Annotated in this window: 5 protein-coding genes; 3 read left to right on the top strand and 2 right to left on the bottom strand. The window is 39.7% G+C overall.

Going from position 1 to position 7,177, the window contains the following annotated elements; all coding sequences use genetic code 11:
- Positions 1 to 2,417: TonB-dependent receptor (locus QL989_RS18845; RefSeq protein ID WP_290171664.1), on the bottom strand; the 2,417-nt coding region annotated here is incomplete at its 3' end.
- 290 nt (positions 2,418 to 2,707) lie between these two features.
- Positions 2,708 to 3,979: an amidohydrolase family protein gene (locus tag QL989_RS18850; RefSeq protein ID WP_290171665.1), complete on the bottom strand. Its 1,272-nt coding sequence runs from the start codon at positions 3,977 to 3,979 to the stop codon at positions 2,708 to 2,710.
- A 153-nt stretch (positions 3,980 to 4,132) separates the two neighbouring features.
- Between QL989_RS18850 and QL989_RS18855 the strand changes: the two genes are divergently transcribed.
- The 3 genes from QL989_RS18855 (at position 4,133) to QL989_RS18865 (ending at position 7,068) form a co-directional block, all read left to right on the top strand.
- Positions 4,133 to 5,950 (top strand): DUF885 domain-containing protein, encoded by a 1,818-nt coding sequence (locus QL989_RS18855; RefSeq protein ID WP_290171667.1) that lies wholly within the window; start codon positions 4,133 to 4,135, stop codon positions 5,948 to 5,950.
- A gap of 96 nt (positions 5,951 to 6,046) precedes the next feature.
- Entirely contained in the window at positions 6,047 to 6,559 is a 513-nt protein-coding gene (locus QL989_RS18860) for a YcgN family cysteine cluster protein (protein ID WP_138606494.1), read from the top strand.
- On the top strand, positions 6,559 to 7,068 hold the full coding sequence (locus QL989_RS18865) for an RNA methyltransferase (protein ID WP_138606492.1): 510 nt from the start codon (positions 6,559 to 6,561) through the stop codon (positions 7,066 to 7,068). Before QL989_RS18860 ends, QL989_RS18865 begins: the two co-directional genes overlap by 1 nt.
- Positions 7,069 to 7,177: the final 109 nt, after the last annotated feature.

Genomic DNA, 7,177 nt, shown 5'->3' on the forward strand with positions numbered 1-7,177 from the left:
AGTTTGTAACTAAAGCTTAGCTTTGCATTACGTTCTTCACCTGGCATTCCGCCTAAAAACATGGCTTTAGAATAGTATTTTTTATTAAACAGGTTATTAATGTTTAATTGCATCTGCCAATTGTTTGCTTTATAGCTAACCGCAGCATCATATACGTTATAAGCGGGTACGTAACCATTATCAATACCGAATGAACTTGAGTTAGTACTGCGTTTATCAACGAATGTTAAGCCTGCGCTTAAATCAACTGCGTGTGGTAATTCAAACAGCGCTGCTGAGTAAGTAACCCATGAACTAGCTGTTACATAAGGCACCCCTTTTTGGCGGGTATCAAAGCTTGAGCTGTTTGGATTAGTTTTATCGCGGGCGTCTTGATAAACACCGTTAATATTAACTTTCCATTGATCGTTCAAATACGCATTTAAATCAATCTCTACACCTTTTGTCTGTTCTTCGCCATCAAAAAAGCTCTCTACTACGTCAGGTGCTGACACGCCGGCTTCATAAAGTGGATTGGCGTATTCTAAATTAGTGCGCGCACTTTCAAATACTACAATCGAAGCTAGTAATTGATCATCAAATGCTTTAAAACGAAAGCCTAAATCGTTACTCACTGATTCGGAATCGTCTCTATCGGCTTCATTACCAGCAACAGAGCCAAGAACACTGTAAGCTGTGCGTCCTTTCGAGTGATTTAAAAACAAAGCCATATCAGCGTTTACTTGATAAGTAGCACCTAAGTTATACGTTAAACCACTGTCTGATGTGTTTGCTTCAGGCGTTGGATTTGCGCGGCTTTGGCTATAACGTGGGTCTACCCCAAAATGCTCATAACTTTGTTTTATGCGATTATGAGCAACACCAATACGAGTAGTGATCTTGTCGTTAATATAAGCAACATGCTGCAGGCCTACGCCCCATGCTTGTACTTTTTTATTGTAATCACTGGTTTTAAGCGGGTCATAGTCAGCAAATTCACCTGTAGGCCAATTTGGTTGACGTATATCAAAAATATATGGCAGTGCGCCTTGGTAAATCACTTCACCGTCATTGTTTTTAATGACCTTATCAGCATCATAAATAGAGTACTGTTTAAAACGAATATCACGGTCTTCATAGTTGGCATTAACTAGTAGTTCGTTTTCTATATTACCAAGCATAAAGTCATAACGTAAATCTAAGAAGTATTGCCAAGATTTTTCATCCGCTTCTACTTGGCGATATTCTTGGCGTCTGGCAGCAAAAGGATGTAATACATTATCTACAACTAACGGTGCGCGTGGATCTTGGTTAATTACACCGCGTCGGTTCCAATAAACATAATTATAAGCACCTGTTTGACGAGCAAAACTTGAAGTGTAATTGCGATACTGCAGCTGTTGATTTAAAAATAAATCATCACTAATGTAATAATTATGCGCTAGTTTAAAACGCAGCTCTTCACCTTCGTTATCCTTTGCCATCGGTGATATTATGCCATTAGTGCCAAAGTTAAAGGGTGTTAAACCATCATTGCTTGCCAAAGAGTTAGCTAATTCATTTCGTTGTGCTTCACTCAATTGTAACCCACTTGCTGTAGGGTCATTAACTAAATCGGCGCCTGATACTTCTCCAGCAGTTAAACCGTTAACCGATCCACTGTTAAAAATACGAATAGGGTGGCCAATAGAATCCACTGCAATAGCGTCTTTAATATATGCCCCAGACAATACAAAAGATTGTTGGTCATTAAGCACATATTTTAAAGACGAGTAAATTTCATCGCGCTGCTCTTTTAAATCACGAAAGCCATCGCTAGAGGCGGTTTTTGCCATTACCCGATAAGCTAAATCGTCGGTTATTGCATTGGTGCTATCGAGTGCAAGCGAATAACTATCCCACTGACCGATATCCATTTCTAGCGTATGTTGCTCGTTAAACTGTGGTTTTTTCTCAATGAGGTTGATCACACCACCGGCACTACCCATACCATACAAGCCAGTAGCGGGACCCTTTAACACTTCAATAGATTCAACATTGGTTAAAGACCGAGTAGGGTTAAATGTATTGCCCAAGCCTGCGCCGCCATACATGCCATCATAAGTGTAATTAGCACCCAAACCACGAATAACTAAATTGTCACCAATGCCATAGTTATTACCCGCTTGAGTTAGGCCACTCACATTGCGGATCACGTCCTGAAGACTATCAATACCTTGTGATTCAATCAGTGCTTTATCAACAATAACCACGGGTGCTGGGGTTTCCATTAGTGACATGTCTGATTTAGTCGCTAAACCAGAATTCATCACTACTCGGTTTTGTTGCTCGTAAACGCTAATTCGTTCAATATCTGAATTAACTTGTGACTCGTTAGCCATTGCTAAATTTGCGTTTAAACACGCTAGAGTGAGGAGAGAGTATTGAAACCTTTTCATAAACTGATAACCATTCGCATTTGTTAATTTGCGCGAATGATAATGGTTATCATTTTAAATTTAAATAAAAAGTTCAATTTTTTTTACTTCAATAGGTACGTTTGCTTGATTGTTATTCAATGTGATTTAAAAGTAATCATATTTGAAAATTTCAAAGGGGGATTGCAGTAGTTAGTTGGTTTAGCAGAAAGATTTTTTAATAAAATTTTGATGGCTAAACGAGCAGCTTAGCTACATTTGCAAAAAATTTTAAGGTTGAGCGGTGCTCAACCTTATAGAAACGTTTGGGCTTACTGTTTGTAAACCACACCCGCCTTCATAACAAACGGGATCTGCTCTAGTGTAGAAATGTTTTTTAATGGATTAGTATCTACCGCTATGATATCAGCTGCAAAACCAGTTTTAATTTGCCCTAGTTGTTTATCAGCTTTTAATAATTTAGCACTATTAATGGTCGCCGCTTGAATTGCTTGTAATTCACTCATGCCAAATTCAACCATACGGGAAAACTGTTTAGCATTATCACCATGTGGGTATATTGCTGCGTCGGTACCAAATACCATGTTTACCCCAGCTTTAACAGCGCGTTTAAAACTATCACGTTGTTTTTTTGATACCAGACGTTCCTTATTTAGGTTTTCTTCATCAACACCATTTTGCTCACCAAAGCTCAGCGTATACTCTGTATTATAAATATCCATCGATAACCAAGTACCATGCTCTTTTGCAAGCGCAATCGCTTCATCATCTAGAAAGCTAGCGTGCTCAACACTATCTACACCGGCTCTAATCGCCGTTTTAATACCGTTAGTGCCGTGTGCGTGAGCGGCAACAGGTAATTCACGCATGTGCGCTTCATCAACAATGGCTTTCATTTCTTCAAAGGCGTATTGCTGTATGCCGACTTTTGTTCCTTTAGAAAATACCCCACCTGTGGCGCATAGTTTGATTGCATTAGCGCCATATTTTATATTTTCACGCACTTTAATACGTACTGCCCATGGGCCATCAGCAACGCCGGTGGCAGTATATTTCATCTCTGGAGGTAAGCGATTATTATCGCAGTGCCCACCAGTAATGCTCAAAGAAGGCCCAGCAGCCCAGATACGTGGGCCGATAATATCACCGGCATTAACACCGTCTCGCACCGCAATAACACTGTAGCCTTGTGCACCTAAGTTACGTACTGTAGTAAATCCAGCTTCTAAGGTTTGCTTAGCAAAATAGCTGGCTTTAATGGCCATTCGCGGAACAGATTGCCCTAAACGTTCACTTCGAGACACGGTAGGATCGCTGGTTAAATGTACGTGCATGTCCATTAACCCAGGTAACAGGGTAAGCGTTGGTAGGTTTATCAGTTCATCATTACTGCTAAGCTTGGGCTTTTTATTAAATTGGATTTGGCTAATAACACCGTTATCTATGGCAATCAAAGGATTAGATTTAAGTTCGCCTGTTTCAACATCTAGTAAAGCTTTGGCCGATATATAGGTTGTGGCTAGTGTACTTGCACTGGTTAAGCTCAGAAATACGATTGATGCAGTTAGTAAATGTTTTTTCATGTTTAAGTCATTATAATTATTTTCATTTACTTGAATGTAGCAACCATGCGCTATTGAGTAAATAATGTAGCGACGAATAGCATTGACCGTAATTGCTTTATTTAAGTTATTTAAAACCGCATAATTGGCGGGTAAAAACTAACAAGGGAATTTATGAAAGTTATTAAAATAGCTCTGGTTGCCAGTAGCGTTATGTTTGCCTTAAGTGGTTGTATGAGCACCAGCTCACAATTAAACACAAATCAGTCAGTCGCACCTGTAATAAGCGAATTATCAGCCGAGCAGCAATTAGATGTGCTCGTTGCTCAGTACTACGATGAATCATTAGCTTTTAATCCATTAAGCGCTACTTATAATGGCCGCCATGAATTTGATGATCAATTTTTGCCTGAAATATCGCAGCTTAATCGCGATAAAAAAGCCGCATTTTACAAAAAATATCAACAACGCTTAACGCTGATTGATGAATCACAACTGACCGGTCAAGCGCTACTGAATTTTGAAGTATTATCCCGAGATTTAGCCCTCAAGCTTGAGGGGATGCAATATAAAAATTATTTGTTACCGATAAATCAAATGTCGGGTGCGCATAATACCTTCGCTGGATTTGGTTCAGGACAAAGTGCTCAGCCTTTTAATACTGTTGCCGACTACCAAAAATTTATCAAGCGTGCAGATGGTTTCGTTAAATGGCTTGCAAGTGTTGAACAATCAATGGCGCAAGGCGTTAAAAACGATGTGGTACTGCCTATGCCATTAGCAAAAAAATTACTCCCGCAATTTAAAGCGCATGTTGTTACAAGCGCAGAAGATTCTCTCTTTTATTCGCCCATTAAAGCCATGCCCGACTCTTTTTCAGCTGATGAAAAGCAACAGCTAAAATCGCAGTATAAAACACTGATCTTAGATAAATTAGTGCCTGCATATCAGCGAATGAGCGATTTCTTACTTAACGATTATATTCCTTATGCCCGCGATTCTGTTGGTTATGCTGATTTACCCAATGGTAAAGCGTGGTACGAATACCAAATAAAGAAAAATACTACGTTAAGTTTATCAGCGGATGAAATTCATGAGATTGGTTTAAGTGAAGTGGCAAGAATCTTAAGTGAGATGAAAACGGTTAAAGACACCGTCGAATTTGAAGGAGAATTATCAGCCTTTTTTAACCACTTACGTGACTCAGATGAGTTTTATTATAAAACAGCCGATGAGTTAATTGCCGCCTATGAACAAATTAAAGTAAAGATAGACGCCCGCTTACCAAAGTTATTTAATATTGAGCCTAAGGCTCCTTATATTGTCAAAGCGGTTGAAGCGTATCGAGCCCAATCAGCTGCGGGAGCGTCGTATGCAGGACCCGCTCCTGATGGTTCGCGCCCAGGCATATTTTACATCAATACATACAACTTAAAAGCGCAGCCTAAGTTTTTACTCGAAACACTGTCTATTCATGAAGCCGCTCCTGGTCATCACTTTCAAATAGCGCTGCAACAAGAGGTGCAAAGCTTGCCCGATTTTCGTAAATTTGGCGGCTATACCGTGTTTGCTGAAGGCTGGGCATTATATGCAGAAAGCTTAGGCAAAGAATTGGGTTTATTTACCGACCCGTATATGTGGTACGGGCGTCTTAGCGATGAGCAGCTAAGAGCGATGCGATTAGTGCTTGATACAGGATTTCATGCCAAAGGTTGGACACGTCAACAAGGCATTGATTACATGCTAGCAAATTCTTCAATGGCAAAAAGTGATGTTATTGCTGAAGTTGAACGCTATATCGCATGGCCAGGCCAAGCACTATCGTACAAATTGGGTGAGTTTAAAATTAAAGAGCTCAGAAATTACGCCCACCAGCAATTAGGTGAGCAATTTGACATTAAAGCGTTTCATACGCAAATATTGATTGATGGTGCACTACCTATGCCTATTCTGGAGAAAAAAATTAAACGTTGGGTTAAATCTCAGCAGTAATAAAATCGCGCGAAGCCATGCAGATATTAGGGATTGGCTTTGCGCGCTTTGCTGCAATACGTTAGAATGCGCGCTCTTAAAAGGGGCGAGAACACCATGTTTGATCAACAATTAGCAAATACCCAATTTTGGCTTAGTAAAAGCCTGAATGAAATGAACCAGCAAGAATGGGAAGCCATTTGTGATGGATGTGGAAAGTGTTGTTTAAACACCTTTATTGACAGTGAAGACGAAGATGACTTTACTGCTACCGATCAGCTAAGAGAAGGCGAGCAACTAATATTTACCAACATTGTTTGTCAATACCTTGATAACAATACCTGTGGCTGTAGTGAATACGAAAACCGCCAAACATTAGTCCCTTCGTGCGTTAAACTCACTAAAGAAAACCTAAAAGACATCTTTTTCATGCCCCAAAGCTGTAGCTACCGCCGTCTTCATGAAGGGCGCGGTTTAGCAACGTGGCACCCGTTACTTAATAACGGCGATAAAACTAAAATGCATGAGCTAAACATTTCAGTCAAAGATAAAACAGTAAAAGATTGTGATGTAAAATTAGACGATTTTGACTTGTATATTGCCGAGTGGCCAACCAAGGATTGCAACTAGTGAGTAAGTTACAAGCAAGTATTGGTTTAATAAACCCTAAAAGCCCAACTAATGTGGGTGGTGTATTACGCGCAGCAGGTTGTTATGACGCCAAGAAGGTGTTTTTTACCGGCAACCGTTATTTAAATGCACAAAAATTTCATACGGATACGAAAAATGTGGTGCAACGCATTCCATTAACCGCCACTGACGATTTAGAATCAGTCAAGCCACAAGGTTCAAAAGTAGTGGTAATTGAGTTAATTGAAGGTGCCACTCCTTTGCCCGAATTTACTCACCCTGAGAACGCATTTTATGTATTTGGTCCAGAAGACGGCTCTGTGCCTAAAGATGTTTTAAAATGGTGCGACGAAGTGGTGTATATTCCTACTATCGGCTGTATGAATTTAGCGGCAACCTGTAATGTTGTACTTTATGACCGACTCTCCAAATTGGGCGGGATTCAAAGCAGTAATGAAACCATTATTTCATCACGCGATACCAATAATAAAATGAAATGGAAAAAGTGATTTAAATAATAATTACTCAGTGTAACGTCATTATTAAATTCAAATTATAATCTTTTTACTTTCCTAAAAGGCATAGTTGCATAGAGTCTTTCTTTGCGACTAGTTAGAC

Origin of the sequence: Pseudoalteromonas sp. APC 3224, from assembly GCF_030407535.1 — a bacterium.
Classification (GTDB): domain Bacteria; phylum Pseudomonadota; class Gammaproteobacteria; order Enterobacterales; family Alteromonadaceae; genus Pseudoalteromonas.